Source organism: Bacillus sp. EKM206B (genome assembly GCF_011066015.1).
Taxonomy (GTDB): Bacteria; Bacillota; Bacilli; order Bacillales; family Bacillaceae; genus Bacillus; species Bacillus velezensis.
Genome location: NZ_JAAMNL010000001.1, coordinates 30,468 through 52,281 on the forward strand (window position 1 = coordinate 30,468; position 21,814 = coordinate 52,281).

Genomic DNA, 21,814 nt, shown 5'->3' on the forward strand with positions numbered 1-21,814 from the left:
AGATGTTTGCGAAGAGCCTTATAATAAAGGTGAAAAATTAAAATAAAAGAACTAATCTAGAAGGAGATGAAAAAATACCCATCTCCTTCTAGATTAACTGAAAAATTCCAATGAAGGAGTTAAACAGAATTTCAGACTATTAGTTTCCTGTAAGCCGAAACGATGGTTAATCATTAAATCAACTAATAGGTTTCCATCTATGAGAATAATCCCACGCTCTTTGCTTTTTATTTTTGCTTTATTGGTATAATTAGATGTAGTGACAAAATAAGCACCATTGCTATGTTTCTGACTCCATGCTCCAATAAAATCTCGTATATCTTGTTCGCCTACTAGATTATTTTCAGAATATCTTTTTATCTGAACTGGTATTTCTCCTTGTTTAAGTAAAGTTCTATATAGTAAACCATCAATACCCCCGTCCCCACTTTTTTTAGTAACTTCACCTAAAGGTGCTTCTTTTGTTGTTACTAAAACGTCAATTACCAATTGTTCAAATTTATAAGGGCTCATACTCAAAAGTAAAGATTTGAGATATTTTCTTAGATTAGTAGAATACTCATCATAAACTTTTATTAACGAATTCAGTGTCTCGAAATGTTTGCTTGCAAATGGGGTTTCTTGTATCTGTAATTTCTCAAAAGCTTCTTTGTAGTTTTGGTTACACCAAAAATCACTAATGTTGGTATCAGTATTAATCACAAATTCTCTTCCGTATTCTGTTAGAAGAAGCAGTCCTCCGTTCAATTCTTTTATAATATTGAGTTCAAAAGTTTTTTCAAGAATTGGATTTACATCATAATCCTCAATATCTTCATCTAAGTCATTTTTGATATTTTTGATAAGTTTTTCCTTGGTACATGATGTCTCACTTACATTCTTTAATATTGTTTTTAAAACTTCAACAACAAAATCATTCATTGTTAACATTTTCTCTTTCCTCAATACTCTGTCTAACTTGATCCATTGTCAATAAACAATAGTTCCAGTGTTCGTTGCTTTTTGCTATTTTATCAACATTTTCATTTCTAGCTTTTGTCACAAGATAACTAACAAGAGGTTCTACCATCTCTTCAAGTTCCTTATGATTATCAGGGTCAAAACCATCTACCCATTTGTAATATCCATTGTCATTCTTTGTAACTAGCATTCGAAATGAACCCACGATAGGGTGCACTAAACCAGCGGGGACATCGAATTTCATTCCGTTTAAGCCGGTTTTTTTACCATCAGAATAGGTGGTAATATTACGAAAATTTTTATAAACTTCTTTTTTGTCTGATTTAGAAAAAGCAATAAGTGCATAATTACCAGAACTGTTTGAGTCTGTAGCACCAACTCTGTTGTATATATCAGGTATATTTTTCTCCAAGAATGTATAGATATCAAAAATTCCCGGAATTATTCCTGCCATTTTTACATATTCAGAATCACGTTCTTCTTCAGCAGCATTCTCTATTTCTTGAGTATATGCCTTTATAATTGGATCAGCACCTGATGCCCATTTTAGTGATGGAACTGAAGGTTTACGACTATATTTAGACTTTGTTGAATATTTTGGGGTTTTTTCTAGGTTAAACAAATCCATTAAACGAATAACATTTTCAACGGGCAACATTTTGGGACCATCTTCTTTTTTCTCAAACTGTTTATACATTATTCTGTTAGCGAAAGGTAGATTTGATAAAAGGTCTTTAAGTATGTCAAATCCACCTTGTAAATTTACAATTGACCGTGTTAGAACTTGTGCAGAGGTATTTCTGGCTTCGGCTAAACGAGGAACATCTGTGAAGTTAACTGTAATTTCAAACCTGACAAAAGCATCAAGTAGCTCTTCGTTCATTTTATAATCCATTACTGTATTTTTAATTATTTTATAAGTATGCCCACCATCGATATTTCCTTCATTTTCTTTATTCATAACAATTTCCAGAATTTCAGGATTGACATCGGTTTCATTTTCAAAAACTATATTACAGAGAATCGTAACTTTGTGAGCAACTAGCACTATTCCTCTATTTAATAGGTAGAAAGCTTGATTGTGAGGACGCCCATCTTTTGCTATTTCTGTATTTTTCAAACTCTGGGCAATTCTTCTTGATGGAGTGGTTTTTATATTTTGTTCTCTTGGATTCTTTTTCATAGGAATGCTTATCTCATTTCCTAATCCAAGATCCATCACATGAACGTATGCAGAATATATAAGAGTGTGTTCCCAATCATTCGATTTAGGCATATGGCCATTATTAGAAAGATATCTTCTTAAATCATGTGGATTGTACATGATTGTTATTTGATCGCTACGAACTCTTAAAATGAAGTTTTTTTCATCTTCCTCAAAGCGTTTTAGAATAATAGGCATATAATTTCTCCCCTAATAATTAATTGTTTAAAATATATTAATTTAGTATATTATACCATACCTTATTAACAAATATCTAATTGATAACTTTGATAGTGGGCAAAGTTAAAATTATTAACACTCAAAAAAGCCCAAGATATTCTTAAGCATTATCAAAAAGGTAATAAGTAACTTTTTGATAATGCTTCGATAACAACCCAACCAGTCAAATAAATACTCCAATCCCTCACCAATAATGCCTCAGATTCTATGTGAAGAGTGCTGGATTTTAATGATCCACTACCTTAGTGGCGGATGTGACAGTATCACGCATTTAACGGTAGACGTAGTACAATTGTATGGAAATGTTCGTATTCAATGTCTAGCCACTAAAGTGATTTGGCGAATTACTCCATTGTTTGTCATTATCAAAGTCTGCGAATTTTCACAACGATAAACTGTTAGACTGTACAATATACTGCGATCGCCTTATAATTATAAAAGATTTTCGAGTAATCAAACGGTGCTCATTATTCACGTACAGTTTAGCTTTCAAAGATCCAAATATTCCTCTTCCTCCCAATGCTTCCCCAACCCCAAAAAGAAGCTGTCATTCAAGAATTCCCCCTTGAATCACAGCTTCTTCCGCTTTTTCCACACGACAGTATAAATCCCTTTGCGTCACGGAAACCTAGTGGAAAAGGTTTCTGAAAGGAGGGGGCGTATGATGAAAAGTGGAAAAATTCAAAACAAAACATCTTTGGTTTGGAAGATGGCGATTGCATCTGCTGTTTCGTGGGAAGCGGCAAAACTGGTCGGCTCTGATCACCCGTATTTAGCGCCTCTGTCTGTTATCTTATGTTTGCAGCCAACGATAGATCAGTCGATTCGCTTTTCTTTTCATCGTATTGCGGGAACTGCGATTGGGATCATGCTAACATCCTATCTTGTCAGTCACTTGCCAATGAATGGCTGGATGCTGGGGCTGTTCCTATTAGGCGGAACTTACATTGCGAAGTGGTTACGAATAGATGTAACGGTTTTACATCAGGTAGCGCTCACCATTTTATTGGTCTTTACGTTTGAACGAAACTCTAAAGATTATGCATTCGACCGAATCATCGATACGGTGATCGGCGTCATCATTGCCATTCTGGTTCACATGTTCCTTTTCCCGCCGGACTACACAAAAAAGGCAGCGGACTCTTTTCAAACATTGGCTCGTCAGCTTTCCGGCACACTTTCAGACCTTTCCAAATGGGTGCAATCAGAGTGGGGACAAGGAAAAGGGAACCTTATGGCGTATAGAATGAACAATCTTCTGCAGGAGCTGCATACGGCAAAAGAGATGTTGCAAACAGCCTCTGACAGCTTAAAATTCAACCCCGTCAGAAAAAAACATAAAAATATCATTTCAAGCTATCAAATTGAGATGCAAAAGTTGAACGCCGGATTTGAGTATTTATCAAATATAGTGAAAACGTTAAAAGAATGGGAAAAAGAGGGGGAGTTATCTTCAAGTGACAAAATAGAGCTGGGGAATGATTTACAAGTGTTAAGTGAATACTTTGCGGGTTTTAAAGGCATACAGCAGGGTGAAACAGACAATTGGAAACAGAAGGAACAGGACATGTTATTGGAATCTCTCCGTTCCGACATGCTGTCGCACCCGCCGCCCGGTCATAAGGTCTATAAAGACTCTTTTTTTTTAGAAACGAAGAAATTGCTGAAGCGTTTGTAATGTTTTCCGGAATTAAAGAATACGGATATACAGATGCAGATATGATCAGGTAAAACGGGGGACATGAAATGGATGATATACACCGGATTTTGGATGTCATCGCCACTTCTAAAAAAGCTAAGGTACTGGCTACCATCATTCAAACTGAGGGGTCCGCTTATAAGAAAGAAGGCGCCTCCATGCTGATTTTAGGGGACAAAACAAGAGTCGGAATGTTATCCGCCGGTTGTCTGGAAGAAGATCTCGTTGAACGGTCAGAACAGGTCTGGACTGCAGGAGAGCCGGTGATTGTCCGCTTTGATATGAGCGCGGAAGACGATTTATCCTGGGGACAGGGCGTTGGCTGTAATGGTGTTTTGACGGTTTTTCTTGAGCCTGTAAAAGGAGAATTGGAAAGACATCTGATGACAGTCAAGACATGCTTAGATGAAAAAAAGTCTGTGACCCGAATGAAACGATTCACTAAAACGTTAGAGCCGAAGGAAGATCTGTACATAGTGGAAGACGGCAGCGTGTTTGGAACCGGGGATGTTATGGAACAAGGCTGCATTCAAAAACTGAGACAGACGGAAAAGGGAATCAAGAGGGATGAACATACCTCTGATTTATTTTTTATTCATCAGATGGTGCCAAAACCTTGTTTATATGTCTTCGGAGCAGGGGAAGATGCGAAGCCGTTAGTTTCTTTGGCAGCTGGCACTGGCTTTCATGTGACGGTGATTGACTGGCGTCCCGCTTTATGTCATCACGGCCATTTTCCTGAAGCCGGCCATTTGATAACAGGAGCACCGGAAGAAGTCATGGAAGGCCTGTGCATGACCCAAAGAGATTTTGTTGTCATTATGACGCACAGCTTTCAAAAAGATCAGATCATTTTACATACATTAAAAAACGAGAATGTGTTTTATAAAGGTGTATTAGGCCCCAGAAGGCGCACCGAGCGGCTATTAGGCGGAGCGGAGATTCCGGAGGATATTCATTCCCCTATTGGGCTTCCCATCGGGGCACAAGGGCCTGAGGAGATTGCTGTAAGCATTGTCGGCGAGATGATTAAAGAAATGCGAAAGCAAAGGTCTGCTTTATGAAAACAGCAGCCATTTACCTGGCAGCCGGTACAAGCAGACGCATGGGGACGGATAAGCGAAGTTTAGTTCTCAATGGAGTTTCCCTTGGAAGTATGGCTCTTAAAAATGCCTTGTTATCTAAATTAGATCATATTTTCGTTATTACGGGAAAGGGAGATCCACTGCATTGGCTTTCGGATTTTTTCTTTTTAGATCCCATATCAAATAAGTGGAGTCAGTCAGAATGTGAGCAAGCGGATAAGGGCCAAGGCCATTCTATACAATGCGGTTTACAAAAAGCGGCAGAGTACGAGGCTGACGCTGTTATCATTCTCCTGGCAGATCAGCCGTTTGTCACCTCAGATATCATCAATACGTTAATTGATTCCTATCAAAAGGAGCCCTGTTATTCATTTATCTCCGCTGAAAATCAACATCTTCCTATGCCCCCCATTTTATTCTCAAATCAATGTTTTCCGGTATTGCATCAGTTAAAGGGAGATCAGGGCGCCCGGCATGTCATCCGTGAAAGTATGATCAATACGGGAAAAATGATCAGCTTTCAAGACCCTTTGCTTTTTTATGACGTCGATACAGTTGAAGATTATACGCTGCTGCTGAATAAATTCGGGGAGTGAATGAGTTGGAGTATATCGGGAAGAGTGTCATTCGGAAAGACGCCCTTGAAAAAGTGACGGGTAAAGCGAAATATACGGATGATTTTCAAGAAACAGGCACATTACACGCAAAAATGCTGGTCAGTCCATATGCTCATGCCGATATTGTGTCTATGGACTTTTCAGAAGCTTGGAAGATTCCCGGCGTGAGAGCGATATTGGGTGATGAACCTTTTCCGCTTGCAGGTGAGGAAATTAAAGACAGATCGCCGATTGCTTATAAAAGGGTCAGATACCATGGTGAGCCGGTTGCTGTTGTTGTTGCGGAAAATCCGATTACAGCTAAAAAGGCAGCGGATGCCATCAAAGTTTCCTATAAACCTCTTCCCGTCGTCAATTCCCCCCGTGAGGCCTTTCAAAAGGATGCGCCGCTCGTCCATGAACATGCGGACCGCTATGAGAAGACAAAAGGTGTATTCCCGGTTCCGAAGACCAATATCGCAAACCTGGATAAGGTTAGAAAAGGAAATACTGAAGACGGGTTTAGGGAAAGTGATGTGACAGCAGAATTCGAGATTTCCTTTAACCCTTCTGATCACGCTGCGATGGAGACAAGATGCTCGATTGTTGAAATTCGGGCGGATGAGGAGATTATCATTACCACATCCTCTCAAGCTCCTTTTGCCATTAAAAAATTAATGCATTGGTATTTTGGAATCGAACCCGGAAAGGTGATCGTCAAAACGCCTTTAGTAGGAGGAGCGTACGGGGGAAAAGCAGCCGTTCAGTTAGAGGTGATTGCCTATTTGGCATCAAAAGCGGTTGGAGGCCGGCCCGTCAAATTGTTTAATACGAGAGAAGAGGATCTGATCACATCTCCCGTTCATATCGGGTTGGATGCCATTGTCAAATTAGGGGCTACAAAGGATGGAATCTTAAAGGCGGCAGACATTCAGCTTTTATTTGATGGCGGAGCGTATTCTGATAAGGAGTGGACATCAGCCGGGCTGCGGTGGTTGATTGTACGGGTCCGTACGCGATCGATCATATACGGTGTGATTCATATTGTATGTATACGAATCATCCATATCCAAGTGCATTCAGGGGCTACAGCCATGCTGAAGTGTTATTTGCCTTTGAGCGGACGATGGATGTATTGGCGGAAAAGCTGAACATGGACCCGTTAGAACTCCGCTATAAAAATGCCATTCGCCCCGGCGACACCACACCGACTCAAGTTCTTCTCAATTCAAGCACGGTCGGAAATGTGCCGAAGTGCATTGAAAGATTAAAGGAATTAATGAATTGGGACGAGGGACAGCGAATTGAAATCGATGGCCGGAAGATACGGGCGAAGGGAATCAGCTGCATTTGGAAAACCTCAACATTTGATACAAATGCAACGTCCGGGGTGATTCTAACCTTTAATCCCGATGGAAGCATTAATTTGATGTCAGGGGTAGTGGAAATTGGAACAGGGACAAAAACAGTGCTAGCCCAAATCCTGGCGGAACGAATGAAAATGGATATAAGCAAAATTCATGTAAAAATGCTTATAGATACACAAACAACACCCGAGCATTGGAAAACCGTGGGGAGCAGAGGGACGTTAATGGCCGGAAATGCCGTACTGAATGCAGCGGAGGAAGCCATTCGAAAGCTGAAGGACGTGGCATCATGTGTGTTGCGGGTTCCTGTCGAGGAATTGGAAGTGGCCGACGGAAAGGTTTATTTTATAGATCATCCTTCTGTACATGTTGAAATAAAAGACATTGCTTACGGATATACGTTTCCGAATGGAAATACCATTGGCGGCCAAATCATTGCGAGCGGCAATTACACATTAACCCGGATGACGAATTTAGACCGGGAAACGGGAAGAGGGAAGCCAGGACCCGAGTGGGCTGTCGGTGCTCAGGGAATTGAAGTTGAGTTGGATAAACGGGATTATACGTATCGAATTACAAAAGCCTATTCTGTTGTGGATATAGGAACTGTACTGAATGAAAAAGCTGCTAGGGGTCAAGTGATGGGGGGGATGAGTATGGGAATCGCATTTGGAGGAAGAGAAACCTTTGTATTTGATTCATATGGCAGAGTATTAAATCCTCAGCTTAGAACATACCGCCCCCTTCACTATGGAGAGCAGCCTGAATATATCATTGAATTTGTTGAAACCCCGCATGTGATTGCCCCTTATGGAGCGCGCGGAGGCGGGGAACACGGACTGTTGGGGATGCCGGCAGCATTGGGAAATTGCCTTTCCGCCGCTTTAGGTGTCCAATTGAATCAACTTCCTCTCATTCCCGAACGATTATGGAGGACGCAAGAGGGGTGGAAAGATGATACCGTTTGATTTTGATTATTTTAAACCGAAGACCATTCAAGAAACAATCAATCTATTTCACTCGCTTGCGGCCGAAAAGAAAACACCAATGTATTATTCCGGCGGCACGGAAATTATCACGTTAGGAAGGCTGAATATCATCTATACGGATGCGGCGATAGATATGAACGCGCTTCCGGAATTTCAAACCATCCGCTTTTATGAAAATGATCTGGTGATCGGAGCGGGCGTGTCATTAACGAAACTGGAGGAAGAAAATCCATTTCCGCTATTAAGTAAAACAGTCAGTGAAATAGCCGATCGGACGACTCGAAATAAGATCAGCCTGGGCGGAAACATTTGCGGGGGCATCTATTACCGTGAGGCCGTGCTGCCGTTGCTGATTTCTGATAGTTTGATAGGGATTGCAGGGAGAGCGGGGATTCATTACCGTCCCATAAATAAAGTATTTAACAAGGAAATACAGTTGCAAAAAGGTGATTTTTTATTTCATGTCGTTGTCGATCGAGCGTACGTTGACCTGCCATTTGTCAGTATCAAAAGAAGACAGCAGTGGAATGTCGGGTATCCATTGGTGACAGTCTGTGCGCTGAAAAAAGATGATGAGATCAGAATGGCCTTCAGCGGCGTATGTCCATTTCCGTTTCGTTCTGCTGAAATGGAGGCTGTGCTTAACGATAAAAGCCGATCAGCAGAAGAAAGAGTGCGCAGGTCTTTACAGTATGTACCCAAACCCGTTCTTGATGATGCAGAAGGCTCAAGTGAATACCGAATATTTGTCTTGCAAAATACAATTTTAGATGCCCTACGGGAATTAGAAGGAGGTCCAAATGTCTGATCCTATTACGTTGAAAGTAAATGGCGAGGAAAGACAGGTTACGGTCAGGCCGACTGATACTTTGTTATTTGCTCTTCGTCTTCGTCTCGGATTAACTGGTGCAAAACCGGGCTGCTTAAATGGGGATTGCGGCGCCTGTACGGTATTAACGGACGGGGTGCCGATGAAATCTTGCTTAATGCTTGCGGCAGAAGGGGAAGGAAAGGACATTACGACAATTGAAGGACTGATCAATACGCCGATTCAAAAGGCTTTTATTGAAAAATTCGCGTTTCAATGCGGTTATTGCACACCGGGTTTTCTCATGAATTGTCATGCTTTAGTGAATACTGAGCCGAATGCAAGTGATGACACGATAAAAAATTGGCTGGAGTCCAATATTTGCAGATGTACGGGTTATAGGGAGATTGAAGAAGCGGTTAAATCCGTTTTACATACAGGGAAACCGTAAAAAAAGAGCCCAGAGAATCATCCCTGAACTCCATATTCTTCACTTCATATACCGATACTCCCGCAGCTTCTCCAAAATCGCCACTTCTTTCATCAGTTCTTCACCGACGTTTGTTTCTTTCACTTTCTTACGCTCCAGCTCTTTGTCGACTAATCGTTTCACTGTTAAGACGTCGGTTCCGGTGCTCAGCACTTCGGCCTTGGAGTTAAAGTGTTTATGGGCGACGAGCTGCATGCCGTAGGAGTTGTATAAGAGCGTGTAGCCGGCGATGCCTGTTGTGGATTGGTAGGCTTTGGAGAAGCCGCCGTCGATGACGATCATTTTTCCGTTTGCCTTGATCGGATCTTCGCCTTCGATTTCTTTTACCGGTGTATGGCCGTTGATGATATGGCCATGATCCGGGTTGAGGCCGAATTCCTTCAGGATGTTTCGGCAGGCTGCTTCGTCTTCACGCAAATAGTAATACGGGTTTTTCTTTTCTTTATGCGTTTCCTTCTCTTTAATGAAATACCGCTCAAAGGTTGTCATGGCGCGTTTTCCGAAGAGGGAAGAGTATTCGCCTGTCCATAAGTACCAAGTCATATCTGTCGCCAGATCATCGGTTTCTTCCGGATGGGCAAACGCTTCCCGTAAGAACCGTTCAAAAACATCTAGCAGCTCTCGGCCCGCATAAGCTTTATCCTCTATCATCATCGTTTCCATGCTGCCGTTTTCATCGACGGGAATACAGCCGTGAATCAGCAGGTTGCCGTTATATTTTAAATAAAGGCTGCCTTTTTTCATCATAAAATTCATATGGCGGCCCAGCTTTTCGGAGTTCTGAACAGAGAACAGCAGCTTGTCCATGACTTCTGCTTCTTCTTCTAACAGCTCATCAGGCTGTTTGGGATTCACCGTCGCAAAGCAGGTGTTTTCCAGTTGATATGTTTTTCCGTTCAGCGTGATTTCATTGCGGTCATAATCGATCTTTTCCAGTAACAGCCGTTCCTCCATATTAAAGTTCGGCCGTCTCTTAATAATCGGGCTCTCAAGCTTGAATTGGATCATCGCGATCGCCTGATGAATTTTTGTGATTTGTTTAATCTCATCTTCCGGTCTGTTTTCGTCCGCTTTCGGGCGGAAAGACGGGTTATCATCGTAATATTTTTCGGCAAGGTTCAATAGCGGTCTCAGATTGATGCCGTAAACGTCTTCAATAATATCCAGATTGTCATAGCGGGCGCAGATGCGGATAATGTTTGCCAGGCATACTTTTGAGCCGGAATAAGCGCCTATCCAGAGAACATCATGATTCCCCCATTGAATATCCACTGAATGATAGTTGATCAGTTCTTCCATGATCTTATCCGGCTGCGGTCCGCGGTCATAAATATCGCCGACAACATGCAGATGGTCGACCACCAAACGCTGCGTGCTGTAGGCAAGGCCGGTGATCAGCTTATCGGCCTGGCCGAGCGCAATGATCTGTTCTATGATTTCGGAGTAGTATTGTTCTTTGTTGGCGGCTTGTTCTGTTTTGTACAGCAGCTCTTCAGAAATATAAGCAAATTGGGCGGGCAGTGCTTTGCGCAATTTGGAGCGGGTGTACTTGGAAGAACAATAAGAAACGAGCTTAATCATCCGGTGAATCGTTTCTTTATACCACTCGTTTAATGCCTCTTTCGTATCAAAGTCATGTTTGATCAGCTTCAGTTTGTCTTCCGGATAATAGACCAAAGCCGCCAGTTCATCAATTTCTCTATCGTAAATGACGCCGCTGAAAATATCGCGGATCTTCTCTTTTACCCTTCCTGAACCGTTCCGCAGCACGTGCTGGAATGCCTGATACTCCCCGTGCAGATCACTGACGAAATGCTCGGTTCCTTTCGGCAGGTTCAGTATCGCTTTCAGATTAATGATTTCCGTGACTACTTTTTCTTCACAATCGTATTTTTGTGCGAGCAGATCTAAATATTTCGTTTCCAATCTCGTCCATCCCCTTTTTATTTACGAGCAATTGTATGATAAAGTGAATTTAAAGTATGACATAATGTTTAAATGATTAGACCTTATATGATAGTACCGCATAACGCCTTTTTGAGACAATGAAAACGGAAAATACGGCGCTTCAGGCATCAAAAATTGGACCGGGATAACGCCGTGCAGCTCATCCCTCTATTGACAATGCATTCAAGTTCCATTAAAATAAAAAGTTAGCTGATAGGTATTTCTATCAGAAACTCAATACGTAGCAGGCTATGATTGCTGTGGGTCGAACTACAGCAGGAGCGGCTTCTGGAGAGACCGCGGGTTTTCCGCGGCGCCGAAGGGTTCACAATCTCAGGCAAAAGGACAGAAGAGTACCGAATATGTATTTGTCATGCTGTTGATTGTCAGCGGCGCAGATATAATTTGATATTCTTATGACCATGAGATTGGAGGGCATCCAATCTCTTTTTTTATTGGCTTTTTTTGCTCGTCGTTCACTAGAGAGGTAAGGAGGAGTCAGATGTGGAGCAGCGAGAGCTAAAGAGGGACTTATCGAATCGGCACGTGCAGCTGATCGCCATTGGCGGCACGATCGGCACCGGATTGTTTTTAGGGTCCGGTAAGGCGATTCAGCTGGCGGGTCCTTCTATCATCTTTGCGTATTTTATTGTAGGTATTGCGCTTTTTTTCGTCATGCGGGCGCTGGGAGAACTGCTGTTATCTAAAGCGGGCTACCAATCATTAACGGATATTGCCGAGGCGTATTTAGGGCCGCGTGCAGCGTTTGTCACCGGCTGGACCTACTGGTTTTGCTGGATTATGACGGCTATGGCGGATGTGATCGCCGTCGGTGTGTATGTGAAATATTGGTTTGATATTCCGCAGTGGATTCCGGCACTTATCTGTTTGCTCATTTTATTAGGGCTTAATCTGTTAACGGTTAAGATTTTTGGAGAATTGGAGTTTTGGTTCGCCTTAATTAAGGTAGTCACGATTCTCGCGTTAATTGTCATCGGGGTGGTTCTGCTGGTGATTGGGTTCAAAACGCATACCGGAACGGTTTCAGCGGCGAATTTGTGGGAGCACGGCGGCTTGTTTCCGAACGGATTTTCAGGCTTTTTGCTTTCGTTCCAGATGGTGATCTTCGCCTATGTCGGTGTGGAATTAGTGGGTGTGTCGGCGGCGGAAACGTCAAATCCGAAAAAAAATATTCCGTCCGCTATCAATAAAATTCCATTGCGGATTTTATTTTTCTACGTCGGAGCATTGCTCATTCTTTTATGTATTAATCCGTGGATGCAGCTGAATGCGGCGGAAAGTCCTTTTGTAAAGACCTTCAGTCTGGTCGGCATCCCGTTAGCCGCGGGAATCATTAATTTTGTCGTATTAACGTCTGCCGCTTCTGCTTGTAACAGCGGGATGTTTTCAACAAGCCGGATTTTGTATAACTTAAGCAAAACGAAACAAGCGCCTGCAAGTTTTTCGAAGCTGAATAAAAATCATGTGCCGAGCCGCGCATTATGGATATCGGTTATTGTGCTGTCAGCTGGCGCTCTTTTAAGCAAATTGATACCGGAAGCAGCCTTTGGCATCGTGACCACCATCAGCGCGATTTGTTTCATTTGGGTGTGGGGCGCGATTCTTGTCTGTCATATCAGATACAGGAAAACCCGTCCGGACTTACATGCAAGCTCGTCTTTCAAGGCGCCGTTTGCGCCGTTTATCAATTACGCCGTGCTGGCGCTGTTTGCCGTCATTCTGGTGATTATGCTGTTTGCGGATGCAACGCGCCCGGCTTTGCTGCTGACGCCGCTGTGGTTTATTGGATTATTTCTTATCTATCGGGCGAGAGGGAGAAAGACAGATTGAATTGCTTCAGACGGTGTACTGCCATGCAGTACGCCGTTTTTTGTTTTGATTGGAAAGCGAGAATATTTGTTAGAAATCAGGCTATAATGATTGTATAATTTAAAAAAAGTGTATAATTTTAAATTAAGCGAGGTGATAATATGAAGTATGAGAAGTTATCTAAGCTTTTTTATAAAATGGATGCTGATTCATATGAAAAAGAATTTAAAAAGAGAACAAGCAGCTATGGCAGTTATTCAACATCATTAAACATACGGGGGTTCCGAAAAGGCCGACCCACGGACGATTCATTTGAGCTATTTTATGTGAATACACATAAACTCATGAAGCTGAATAATGAAGTGTTGTTAAACAGTTCCAAAATTTCATCCCTTATCAGTCAGCTCCCTGAATTTGCTGTCAAACCTTATTTTGATAAATTAATTATTAATGAAGCACAGAGTAATAATGAAATTGAAGGAATCCGCAGTACAAAAAAAGAATTGAAAGAGGCTCTTAAAGCGTTAGAACAATCCGAGCCCTCACATAAGCGGTTTGTCGGATTGATGAAAACATATCAATTTATAGACCGAATTCCGTCGTTTACAAGCATTCATGACTTTAGGGAATTATATGACGAGCTGGTCGCAGATGAAATCGGAACAGAAGATGCGCCGGATGGTGAGCTATTCAGAAAAGGCTATGTTGAAGTGAACGATGGGAACATGACCACCCATATCGGCGTTAATTCTGAACAGAAGATAACAGAAGCGCTTGAGGCTTTAATTGCTTATCTTCACGATGAAACACATCCCCAGCTGTATCGTTACATGACAGCTCATTACTACTATGAATACATTCATCCTTTTTATGACGGCAATGGAAGAACAGGACGCCTTATCGTTGGGAGTTATTTGTCCCGATACTTAGAAAAATATTCAGCCATCACTTTTTCTTACGCAGTTAATAAGAACAAAGATAAGTATTATAAGGCATTAGAGGAAATTCCCGCACCTTTAAACCGGGGAGAGCTGACTTTTTATTTAATGGATATGCTGGAGTTGCTTCTGTCAGGACAAAAAGGAATTATTGAGGATCTTGAATTTAATTTAATGAAACTGAAACGAATTAGGAACTATATTGATAGCGATCAATGGGCTGATTATAAAGATGAACGTGATATTTTTAATATCATTATCACGATTAATGTATTTGTAAATGATCAGGTTACGCTGTCGGTGCAAGATTTAATGGAGCTCTCAAATAAATCGAGACATAAAATTAACAGAGTAATGGATTATTTAGAACAGCAAGGATTTGTTGAGCTGGTAAGCAGAAGGCCAAAATCTTATAAAATCAGCGAGGATTGTTTAGAGGAAATACTGCCTTCTTAATTAGTATATGTAAAAAAGCCGCCATTCATATGGCGGCTTTCACATTAATTCCGGATCAAATAATCAAATGCGCCTAAAGCGGCAGTTGCACCTGACCCCATGGAGATAATGATTTGGTTGTACGGGCCGTCTGTGCAGTCCCCTGCGGCAAATAGGCCGGGAACGCTTGTCGCGCCGCTCTTATCGACGATGATTTCGCCGATGCGGTTGCGTTCGACCGTTTCGTCTAACCATTCTGTATTAGGCACGAGGCCGATTTGGACGAATACACCTTGAAGTTCAACGTGTTTTTCTTCGCCTGTTTCACGGTCAACGAACGTAATGCCGTTTACGTTTTGGTCGCCTGTGATTTCTTTCGTTTGTGCATTTTTGTGCACAGTGACGTTTGGCAGGCTGTAAAGACGTTTTTGCAGGACTTCGTCTGCTTTCAGTTCAGGCGCGAATTCCAGCACAGTCACGTGATTGACGATACCTGCAAGGTCAATCGCCGCTTCGATTCCGGAGTTTCCGCCGCCGATAACCGCTACGTCTTTGCCTTCAAACAATGGTCCGTCACAGTGCGGGCAGTAAGCGACACCTTTGTTTTTGAACTCTTGCTCACCAGGTACGTTGACATTGCGCCAGCGGGCACCTGTTGAAAGGATCACTGTTTTACTTTTCAGTACAGCGCCGTTTTCAAGTTCAAGTTCGAAGAGGTCTTTTTTCTCAAGGCGTTTCGCGCGCTGAAGGTTCATGACGTCAATATCATAATCTTTCACGTGCTCTTCAAGGCTTGCAGCGAGCTTCGGTCCTTCAGTCGCTTTGACGCTGATGAAGTTTTCGATGCTCATGGTGTCGAGTACCTGGCCGCCGAAGCGTTCAGCGACGACACCGGTGCGGATGCCTTTACGCGCCGTGTAGATCGCCGCGCTTGCGCCGGCAGGTCCGCCGCCGACAACAAGAACGTCAAACGGCTCTTTGTCGGCAAACTCAGACGCATCTGCGCCGCTGCCCATTTTTGCGAGAATCTCTTCGATGGTCATACGGCCGCTTCCGAAAGATTCACCGTTTAAGAATACAGTCGGAACAGCCATGATGTTTTTGCTTTCCACTTCTTCTTTGAATGCCGCGCCGTCAATCATTGTATGAGTGATATTCGGGTTGAGCACGCTCATCATGTTTAATGCTTGGACGACATCAGGGCAGTTGTGGCACGTCAGGCTGATATAAGATTCAAAGCGGTATTCTCCGCTGATGTTCTTAATCTGGTCAATGACCTTTTGATCAGCCTTAGGCGCTCTGCCGCTGACTTGAAGCAATGCCAGCACTAATGATGTAAATTCGTGGCCGAGAGGAACACCGGCGAATGTAACGCCTGTGTCTTCTCCGGTACGATTAACGCTGAAGCTCGGTGTTCTGTTTAATTCAGTTTTTTCAACTGAAATTTTAGATGACATGGAAGCCAGCTCGTCAACGAGAGCCAGCATGTCCTTAGAAGTGTCATCGTCACCGGCGCTTATTTTGAGAACAATGTCGTTCTCAATTAGCTGCATGTATTGATTTAATTGTGCTTTGATATTTGCATCAAGTACCAATGGAATGCACTCCTTAGATTTTACCTACCAAATCAAGGCTAGGTGTAAGTGTTTCGCCGCCTTCTTCCCATTTAGCCGGGCAGACTTCACCTGGGTTTTGACGAACGTATTGAGCTGCTTTTACTTTGTTTACAAGGTTGCTTGCGTCACGGCCGATACCGCCTGCATTGATTTCAACTGTTTGGATAACGCCATCAGGATCGATGATGAATGTTCCGCGGTCAGCAAGACCAGTTTCTTCGTCAAGAACGTCGAAGTTGCGGGAGATCGTTTGAGATGGGTCACCGATCATTGCGTAAGTGATTTTGCCGATTTTTTCAGAGCTGTCATGCCAGCCTTTGTGTACGAAGTGAGTATCTGTAGAAACAGAGTATACTTCAACACCTAATTCTTTCAGTGCAGCGTATTGTCCTTGAAGATCTTCAAGTTCAGTCGGGCAAACGAAAGAGAAATCCGCTGGATAGAAGCAGAAAACGCTCCATTGACCTTTCAAATCTTCGTTTGTTACATCGATGAATTCACCGTTTTTGAAAGCTTTTGCTTCGAATGGCAGTACTTCTTTTCCGATTAAAGACATAATATCTTCCTCCTGAAATGTGATTTGAAATATATTAAAAAGACAAAGCATTCACTTTATCTTTCAATAATAATTCTAATTATATATAGATTATTAAATAACATTTATTTTTTGTCAAGCTATATGGGGTATTATTTTCTGTTTTTTTTTGCTTTAGATGTTTAAAAACGCCTGGTATAAGCGGTTTGGTGCTGTTTGTCATGTTTAGTGCTGGGCGAAAGGGGGATTCTCAATTGGTGAATCGAAACAGTAGGAATCACCCCCTCTATATGGCAGTATAAACCAAAGGGGGTATGATCATGCAAATAAATAACATTACTTTGTACAGTTGTGCGTTGGAGGAGACGAAACACTTCTATGAACGGGTGTTAGGTTTTTCTTTAATTGATGAGTCCGGTGATTCGTTTACCATCAAGGCGGGAGAAAGTGAGTTGGAATTCAGGCGCGCCGATTCTCACTCTCATCCGACGTATCATTTCGCGTTTAACATTCCGAATAATCGTTTTGATGAGGCGAAGGCGTGGATAAAGGATAAAGTCGTTTTTCAAACGGAAGATGGGGAGGATGAGGTGTATTTCTCTCATATTCAGGCGCGTTCCTTTTATTTCAAAGATCCGTCCAACAATCTGGCGGAATTCATCGTGAGAGAAACATCGCCGCCAAGCGCGGTACATTTTTCGATTGAGTCCGTTCTGAATATCGGCGAGGTGAATCTGACGGCTGCCGAAGTCGTATCAACCGGGAGGGAGCTGCAGCGTTTCGGCATTCCGGTGAGAAAGCATGCGCCTCTTAGGGAAAATGGGTTTCATTTTATGGGTGATTACAATGATGGGGCGTTTTTGCTTTTAGGGCCGAGCGGCCGCCGCTGGATTTTTTCTGATCAGCATGCGGAGTTCCATCCGCTGTCTGTCATTGTGAACGGGACGATCCGCATTGAGGCTGACGGAAAGGGCGGCATTGACATCAGGCGGGCACAGCCGTCATAAAAAAGCCCGGGCTCAAAAGGCCCGGACTTGAGGTCATTATTTATAGACAACACGGGTGCTGCACATGATATCGTGCAGCGTTTTTTTCTCTCCGAAGGCGCCCATGATGAATCCGATATAAAGAATGAGCTTAGATATGATATATGCGAAAGCGCGTCCGAAGGCCTGGCCGATGGATATCCGTCCGCCATCCTCATTGACGATCTTAAGGCCGAGCAATGCTTTTCCCAGTGTCCCCTGCATCTTTGAGGCCGTGAGCAGGCTGAAATATAAGATACTGATCACAAAAGAGCTCGCAAGAATCGGGATGACGCCGAACACCAGAAAAGAGATGTTAAACTGATTTTCGGTCATGAAGGGGTCAGCCGCCGCAACGCCTGCCGCAAATAAAAAAGAGACCATAAATTGAATGATAAAAATCGGAATTCCTATGATGATTTGATCAATGACGTAAGCCAGAAACCGAATCCAAAATCCTGCCGGTCTTTCCATGTATCTTTTTCTCTCCCTTGCTTTAATCTGGAATATTATACGTAATCATTCCGGATTTTGCAACGGAGCTTAAGCTTCTGCGAGCAGCCTCTTTCCCCATGCCAAGCGTCCCATGATCAGCCCGAAAGCCAGAAGGGCAAACATGATGCCGCACCACATCAGCTGATGGATTCCCAAATGTGAAATAAACCAGCCGCCCGCCGCCGTTCCGATGGTGATGCCGAGGTTGGAAAAAGAGACAAACAGGCTGTTGCCGAATTCGGGCGCCTCCTTTGCTTCCGCAGTAAGCCATGTCTGGCTGACAATGAGACCGCCGGAATGAACGGCGCCCCATACGAAGACGAGAACGGCCATCGGCGCGAAAGACGTCCCAAACCCGTATATGAGCAAGTAGGCGGCTGTATAAAGAAGCGGAAACAGGATGACGGTCTTTTTCATATTTTTATATAACAAAGCGCCGAAGACGAAATTCCCGGCTATCATAATCACTCCGAAGCTCATCAGCATGAAGCTGACCCATGTGCCGTTCATATGGGACACTCGTCCGAGGTACTCCGCAAAATAGCTGTAGACAGAAAACATGGCCGCAAAGAGACAGGTGACGGCAGCGATATTGAGCCACAAAACCGGTTTGCGAAGGATGCCGAGCTGGCTTCTGAAAGACATTTTTTCTGTGACCGGCATGGATGGCAAAAAGAGAAGAATGCCCGTGAATGCGATGAGACTGATGATAGCGCCGAATAAGAAGGCGGCTTCAAGGGAGAGACGCTCCGCCAGATAAGACGTGAAAGGCACGCCGAACGCAAAGCCGGCGGTGATGCCTGAAAAGACTTTCGTTACGGCTTTTCCGGATTGGCCGGCGGGGACAAGCCGGGCCGCGGCCGCAAGCGCTACAGAAAAGAACACCGGGTGGCATAAAGCCGGAATGATCCGAAACGCCAGCATGACACTGAAATGCGCCGTATACGCGTAGACCGCATTTGAAACGGCAAACATCAGCACCGCCAAAAGCAGAATGACTTTCCGGTTTATGCCTGAAGCAAGCAAGGTCAAAAACGGTCCCGACACAGCGACGATGAACGCGAAAATACTGACAAGCCACCCCGCTTTTGAAGCAGAAATATGAAATCTGTCCGCCACCTGCGGAAGAACGCCGATAATGCCCATTTCGGTCGTGATAATTCCGAAAACCCCTAATGCCAAAAACAGAATGAAGATGGAACTGCTTTTTTTCATTGTTATGTATGCCTCCTTTTATAACTACATATACAGAAAAATAGATATATTAGAACAAAAAAAGCCCTCCTTTCATGGTTATAGCTGGTGCTGAACATAGTCAGCAAAGGCTTTAATTTGTTTTTCATTCCTTCTGTAATAGGTCCACTTTCCGATTCGTTCAGATTCCAGCAGGCCGGCTTTTTGCATCGTCAGCAGGTAGCTGGAGATGACGGACTGCGCAAGCCCCGACTTTGCCTGAATATCACCGACGCAAATTCCGGTGCGGAAACTGAGTCCCTGATCAAGATAAGGTCTTTCATCAAAATGGTCTACCGGGTGTTTAAGCCACGTCATAATATCACTTCGTGTTTTGTTAGATAGCGCTTTATGAATCAATATCGGTTCCATAACGTTTATTATATCTATTTTTCTGGATTTGTAAATTCGTTTTTGACAAAACATTCTCAAATTAAGTGAAAATCGTGCTAAAATATAACATATTATCAGATTACCGGTAAAAAAGCCGGGTTATTGTCAGGAGGATATTCACATGAATCAAAAGAAAAAAGGTGCGGTTGCGGTGACCTTGCTTTCCGCTCTGCTGTTTTGTTTATTGCCGGTCCTCGTCTCGCTTTCTCCGCTTGCGGAAACGGGGCCGAACGCGAATCGTTTTAATTCCGCGGGCATGTGGGCCGCCGTCGGCCAGATCTTTGTTATATATGCGGTCCCGCTCATTTTGTATATTCTCGGTATTCGTGTCATGAAAATCATCATGGCCGTTTTTTGCGGAATCGGGCTTATCATTTGCGCGGCTGTCTTGTTGGTGGCGTTATTGACCGCAATTTCCTTAGGGCAGGAGCTGTCTCTTTATTACGGCCTTTTCGTTTGGTCAGGCGCGGCTTTCATCGTCAATGTGGTGTGGTATATTGCCGCGTTTCGATCATCCCCGAAGCATCAGCAGGCTATGTGACATTTGTTCTATAAATCTACCGAAAATACAAATATTTCATAGGTTAATTATGGTATGATCGAAGTGATATAGCAGCTTTTAATAGAAACGGGAGGAACTGACATTGAAAAAAAAGACAGCTTCATTGCGAATGAAAACATTGGCGGCCGGCGCTGCGGTTGCTGCGGCTTTATCTGTGGGAGCGGTTTCTGATCTGCCGGGGGCAAAATGGCTGCATCCGGCGGCTGCTCAAGCTGCGGAAACGGTATTTAAACAAAATCATGCGGCATCCGGTTTCTTGGCGGGACGGTATGACGCGCAGGCGATGTCTCCGACGATGTTCAACTGGTCAAGAGAAAGCCGGTTTACAAGCACTGCCGATGGCGCGTTAAAATGGGAAAAGAATGTCCCGGCCACCCCTCAAAACGGTGCGGGAGCCGCGGTTGACGGGGAAGGCACCGTATTTATTCAATCAAAAGACGGGAAGCTGACGGCGTATCATCCGGACGGTACTGTGAAATGGGTGACGGAAAACCTCGGGACGACCTATACGCTGACTCCGGTACTCGGAACAAACGGTGTCATTTATCTTCCATCTCACGATAAAAAACTGTATTTCATCGACAAAGAAACCGGAACCATTTTAACATCGGTTCCGCTGAGCGGAGCGCCGAGTTCCGATGCGGCTATCGGCTCTGACGGCACGCTGTATGTGTCGACGCTGGATAACTATATCTATGCGATTAAACCGACGTCGCCTTCGACATGGACGCAAAAGTGGAAGTTTAAAACAAACGGCGTGGTCGGCTCCGCTCCCGTGTTAGCGTCAAACGGCACGCTGTATACGGCAACGTACAATAATATCTTTTACGCGATCAATTCCGGAACGGGCCAAGTGAAATGGTCAAAAACGACGTCCAACGGGTTTAAAGGTTATCCGGTTATTGATAGAGACGGCACTGTTTACGCCGGAAACCAGGACGGCAACTTATACGCCTATACATCAACGGGTGCTGTAAAGTGGACGTTCCCGTTAAACGGTTTCTCCAGCTCTTCATTAGCGATCGACCATAACGGCAATGTGTATATCGGTTCCGGAAGCGGCGAGCTGTTTTCCATCAGCAAAACCGGCAATATGAACTGGTCTTTCTATACGGACGGGCCTGTGAGAACGGCGCCGCTGATTGATGCGGACGGCAATGTGTACTTCGGTTCTGACGATAAAAATGTCTATGCGGTTGACGCTGACGGTAATGAAAAATGGCGCTATCAAACAGACAGCAATGTCATTTCCTCCCCGGTTCTGGCTGAAGACGGCACGCTCTATGTCGGCACTTATACGAAACTGCTCGCATTCGGGGCAAAAAAATAATAAAAAAGAATCCGCGTCATCTGCGCGGATTCTTTTT

Annotated in this window: 18 protein-coding genes, 1 pseudogene and 1 riboswitch; of the genes and pseudogenes, 11 read left to right on the plus strand and 8 right to left on the minus strand. The window is 43.6% G+C overall.

The features are described 5' to 3' along the window. Positions 1-93 precede the first annotated feature (93 nt). Both G9F50_RS00150 and G9F50_RS00155 read right to left on the minus strand, forming a co-directional pair. Positions 94-930, minus strand: a complete 837-nt coding sequence (locus tag G9F50_RS00150) for a restriction endonuclease (protein ID WP_060562303.1) — start codon at positions 928-930, stop codon at positions 94-96. Then, positions 914-2,362, minus strand: a complete 1,449-nt coding sequence (locus tag G9F50_RS00155) for an AIPR family protein (RefSeq protein ID WP_042635653.1) — start codon at positions 2,360-2,362, stop codon at positions 914-916. Before G9F50_RS00155 ends, G9F50_RS00150 begins: the two co-directional genes overlap by 17 nt. Positions 2,363-3,065: 703 nt before the next feature. Between G9F50_RS00155 and G9F50_RS00160 the strand changes: the two genes are divergently transcribed. The 6 genes and pseudogenes from G9F50_RS00160 (at position 3,066) to G9F50_RS00185 (ending at position 9,399) form a co-directional block, all read left to right on the plus strand. Then, complete coding sequence (locus G9F50_RS00160; RefSeq protein ID WP_060562304.1) at positions 3,066-4,082, plus strand: FUSC family protein; 1,017 nt, start codon at positions 3,066-3,068, stop codon at positions 4,080-4,082. Positions 4,083-4,150: 68 nt separating this feature from the next. Further along, the gene (locus tag G9F50_RS00165; RefSeq protein WP_060562305.1) at positions 4,151-5,167 is read left to right on the plus strand and encodes an XdhC family protein; all 1,017 of its coding nucleotides are present in this window, start codon (positions 4,151-4,153) and stop codon (positions 5,165-5,167) included. Continuing rightward, positions 5,164-5,784, plus strand: a complete 621-nt coding sequence (locus G9F50_RS00170; protein WP_060562306.1) for an NTP transferase domain-containing protein — start codon at positions 5,164-5,166, stop codon at positions 5,782-5,784. Before G9F50_RS00165 ends, G9F50_RS00170 begins: the two co-directional genes overlap by 4 nt. Before the next feature lie 5 nt (positions 5,785-5,789). Beyond that, a pseudogene (locus tag G9F50_RS00175) lies at positions 5,790-8,119 on the plus strand (xanthine dehydrogenase family protein molybdopterin-binding subunit). Beyond that, the gene (locus G9F50_RS00180) at positions 8,106-8,948 is read left to right on the plus strand and encodes an FAD binding domain-containing protein (protein ID WP_060562308.1); all 843 of its coding nucleotides are present in this window, start codon (positions 8,106-8,108) and stop codon (positions 8,946-8,948) included. Before G9F50_RS00175 ends, G9F50_RS00180 begins: the two are co-directional and overlap by 14 nt. Continuing rightward, entirely contained in the window at positions 8,941-9,399 is a 459-nt protein-coding gene (locus tag G9F50_RS00185) for a (2Fe-2S)-binding protein (RefSeq protein WP_060562309.1), read from the plus strand. The genes G9F50_RS00180 and G9F50_RS00185 overlap by 8 nt, the downstream gene beginning before the upstream one ends. Before the next feature lie 39 nt (positions 9,400-9,438). Here the strand turns inward: G9F50_RS00185 and fbp are convergent, their stop codons facing one another. Then, the gene (fbp, locus tag G9F50_RS00190) at positions 9,439-11,364 is read right to left on the minus strand and encodes a fructose-1,6-bisphosphatase (protein WP_014419314.1); all 1,926 of its coding nucleotides are present in this window, start codon (positions 11,362-11,364) and stop codon (positions 9,439-9,441) included. 299 nt (positions 11,365-11,663) lie between these two features. Continuing rightward, positions 11,664-11,744: riboswitch (glycine riboswitch) on the plus strand. Positions 11,745-11,889: 145 nt separating this feature from the next. Here fbp and G9F50_RS00195 point away from each other — a divergent pair. Both G9F50_RS00195 and G9F50_RS00200 read left to right on the plus strand, forming a co-directional pair. Further along, positions 11,890-13,236, plus strand: coding sequence for an amino acid permease (locus G9F50_RS00195; RefSeq protein WP_060562310.1), 1,347 nt, complete (start codon positions 11,890-11,892; stop codon positions 13,234-13,236). Between the two features lie 140 nt (positions 13,237-13,376). Then, positions 13,377-14,609, plus strand: a complete 1,233-nt coding sequence (locus G9F50_RS00200; protein WP_020958080.1) for a Fic family protein — start codon at positions 13,377-13,379, stop codon at positions 14,607-14,609. A gap of 44 nt (positions 14,610-14,653) precedes the next feature. On the opposite strand, the gene ahpF is transcribed toward G9F50_RS00200, so the two are convergent. Together ahpF and ahpC are read right to left on the minus strand one after the other, a co-directional pair. Continuing rightward, positions 14,654-16,183, minus strand: a complete 1,530-nt coding sequence (gene ahpF / locus G9F50_RS00205; RefSeq protein ID WP_060562311.1) for an alkyl hydroperoxide reductase subunit F — start codon at positions 16,181-16,183, stop codon at positions 14,654-14,656. A gap of 13 nt (positions 16,184-16,196) precedes the next feature. Then, positions 16,197-16,760, minus strand: coding sequence for an alkyl hydroperoxide reductase subunit C (ahpC, locus tag G9F50_RS00210; RefSeq protein WP_004393188.1), 564 nt, complete (start codon positions 16,758-16,760; stop codon positions 16,197-16,199). Positions 16,761-17,059: 299 nt separating this feature from the next. Here ahpC and G9F50_RS00215 point away from each other — a divergent pair, with 299 nt between their 5' ends. Then, complete coding sequence (locus G9F50_RS00215; RefSeq protein WP_060562312.1) at positions 17,060-17,746, plus strand: VOC family protein; 687 nt, start codon at positions 17,060-17,062, stop codon at positions 17,744-17,746. Positions 17,747-17,782: 36 nt separating this feature from the next. On the opposite strand, the gene G9F50_RS00220 is transcribed toward G9F50_RS00215, so the two are convergent. From G9F50_RS00220 to G9F50_RS00230, 3 genes are all read right to left on the minus strand, one after another. Beyond that, complete coding sequence (locus G9F50_RS00220) at positions 17,783-18,238, minus strand: RDD family protein (RefSeq protein WP_060562313.1); 456 nt, start codon at positions 18,236-18,238, stop codon at positions 17,783-17,785. 69 nt (positions 18,239-18,307) lie between these two features. Continuing rightward, positions 18,308-19,474: an MFS transporter gene (locus tag G9F50_RS00225; protein WP_060562314.1), complete on the minus strand. Its 1,167-nt coding sequence runs from the start codon at positions 19,472-19,474 to the stop codon at positions 18,308-18,310. A 78-nt stretch (positions 19,475-19,552) separates the two neighbouring features. Further along, positions 19,553-19,864 carry an ArsR/SmtB family transcription factor gene (locus tag G9F50_RS00230; RefSeq protein ID WP_060562315.1) on the minus strand — a complete coding sequence of 104 codons (312 nt, stop codon included), beginning with the start codon at positions 19,862-19,864 and terminating at the stop codon, positions 19,553-19,555. Positions 19,865-20,006: 142 nt separating this feature from the next. Between G9F50_RS00230 and G9F50_RS00235 the strand changes: the two genes are divergently transcribed. Then, complete coding sequence (locus tag G9F50_RS00235) at positions 20,007-20,426, plus strand: DUF5391 family protein (protein WP_060562316.1); 420 nt, start codon at positions 20,007-20,009, stop codon at positions 20,424-20,426. Between the two features lie 130 nt (positions 20,427-20,556). After that, entirely contained in the window at positions 20,557-21,777 is a 1,221-nt protein-coding gene (locus G9F50_RS00240; RefSeq protein WP_101536297.1) for an outer membrane protein assembly factor BamB family protein, read from the plus strand. The last annotated feature ends 37 nt before the right edge of the window (positions 21,778-21,814 follow it).

Coding starts and splice junctions, on each gene's coding strand:
- G9F50_RS00230 (WP_060562315.1), bottom strand. CDS start 19,864: ATGGAACCGATATTGATTCATAAAGCGCTATCTAACAAAACACGAAGT.
- G9F50_RS00160 (WP_060562304.1), top strand. CDS start 3,066: ATGATGAAAAGTGGAAAAATTCAAAACAAAACATCTTTGGTTTGGAAG.
- G9F50_RS00215 (WP_060562312.1), top strand. CDS start 17,060: ATGCAAATAAATAACATTACTTTGTACAGTTGTGCGTTGGAGGAGACG.
- G9F50_RS00150 (WP_060562303.1), bottom strand. CDS start 930: ATGTTAACAATGAATGATTTTGTTGTTGAAGTTTTAAAAACAATATTA.
- G9F50_RS00155 (WP_042635653.1), bottom strand. CDS start 2,362: ATGCCTATTATTCTAAAACGCTTTGAGGAAGATGAAAAAAACTTCATT.
- G9F50_RS00235 (WP_060562316.1), top strand. CDS start 20,007: ATGAATCAAAAGAAAAAAGGTGCGGTTGCGGTGACCTTGCTTTCCGCT.
- G9F50_RS00220 (WP_060562313.1), bottom strand. CDS start 18,238: ATGGAAAGACCGGCAGGATTTTGGATTCGGTTTCTGGCTTACGTCATT.
- G9F50_RS00240 (WP_101536297.1), top strand. CDS start 20,557: ATGAAAACATTGGCGGCCGGCGCTGCGGTTGCTGCGGCTTTATCTGTG.
- G9F50_RS00225 (WP_060562314.1), bottom strand. CDS start 19,474: ATGAAAAAAAGCAGTTCCATCTTCATTCTGTTTTTGGCATTAGGGGTT.
- G9F50_RS00180 (WP_060562308.1), top strand. CDS start 8,106: ATGATACCGTTTGATTTTGATTATTTTAAACCGAAGACCATTCAAGAA.
- G9F50_RS00185 (WP_060562309.1), top strand. CDS start 8,941: ATGTCTGATCCTATTACGTTGAAAGTAAATGGCGAGGAAAGACAGGTT.
- G9F50_RS00165 (WP_060562305.1), top strand. CDS start 4,151: ATGGATGATATACACCGGATTTTGGATGTCATCGCCACTTCTAAAAAA.
- ahpC (WP_004393188.1), bottom strand. CDS start 16,760: ATGTCTTTAATCGGAAAAGAAGTACTGCCATTCGAAGCAAAAGCTTTC.
- G9F50_RS00200 (WP_020958080.1), top strand. CDS start 13,377: ATGAAGTATGAGAAGTTATCTAAGCTTTTTTATAAAATGGATGCTGAT.
- G9F50_RS00170 (WP_060562306.1), top strand. CDS start 5,164: ATGAAAACAGCAGCCATTTACCTGGCAGCCGGTACAAGCAGACGCATG.